The organism is Mycolicibacterium brisbanense (assembly GCF_001570425.1).
GTDB lineage: Bacteria > Actinomycetota > Actinomycetes > Mycobacteriales > Mycobacteriaceae > Mycobacterium > Mycobacterium brisbanense.
Genome location: NZ_BCSX01000025.1, coordinates 1 through 536 on the forward strand (window position 1 = coordinate 1; position 536 = coordinate 536).

Sequence of the window (536 nt, forward strand, 5' to 3'; positions counted from 1 at the left end):
CGAACCCCGCACCACCGCCAACACCCGATCCCCGTCACGCAGCGCATCACCGAGCCGCTTGAGCACCACCACCCCGCAACCCTCACTGCGCACATACCCATTGGCACCGGCATCAAAGGTCTTGCACTGCCCATCCGGCGACAACATCCCGAACCGGGAACACGCAATGCTGTTCTCCGGCCGCAGAATGAGATTCACCCCCGCGGCCAGGGCGGTGTCGCTCTCCCCGCGGCGCAGACTCTGACACGCCAGATGCACCGACACCAACGACGACGAACACGCCGTATCCACCACCAACGCCGGACCCCGCGCACCCAGAAAATACGCCAACCGCCCCGCCGCAAAATTCGCCGCATTCCCAAACGGAATATAAGCGTCGATGTCCTCGCGACGGAGTCGCCCGGCGAAGGTGAGTGAATAGTCGTTGGTCGTCAGGCCGACGAAGATGCCCGTCTGCGTACCCCGAATCGACTGCGCCACAATACCGGCGCTCTCCAACGCCTCCCACGCCACCTCAAGCAACAACCGCTGCTGCG

The 536-nt window shown here is 64.2% G+C and carries 1 protein-coding gene; it reads right to left on the reverse strand.

Translation table 11 applies throughout. The annotated features are described in order from the left end of the window. Positions 1-536: beta-ketoacyl [acyl carrier protein] synthase domain-containing protein (locus RMCB_RS16045; RefSeq protein ID WP_131805541.1), on the reverse strand; the 536-nt coding region annotated here is incomplete at both ends.